The following is a 257-nucleotide window of genomic DNA, read 5'->3' on the forward strand; positions in this document are numbered from 1 at the left end:
CTGCGGAAGGCCCGGCCGGAGCTCAAGCGGGTGACGATCGCAGGCGACTTCCGCCGCGGCTGCGAACTCGTCGGCGAGCTCACGATTGTCGCGGAGGCTGCCAAGATCGAGAAGGCGACGAATGCTTCGGCGGCGGACGGACTGCAAATCCGCTTGTCCGACCGCAACCACTTCGGCGCCGCCCTTCTTTTCGGCACCGGCTCAGCCGCTCACATCGAGAGGCTCCAGGCTTTGGCCGCGGAGAAAGGAATGCGGCT

At 66.5% G+C, this 257-nt stretch carries 1 pseudogene; it reads left to right on the plus strand.

From position 1 onward, the window contains the following. Nucleotides 1–257 (plus strand): annotated as a pseudogene (locus AC0L2F_RS35875) (DNA polymerase/3'-5' exonuclease PolX); the annotation flags it as partial.

The sequence above is a fragment of the Bradyrhizobium sp. Ken64 genome (genome assembly GCF_055807555.1).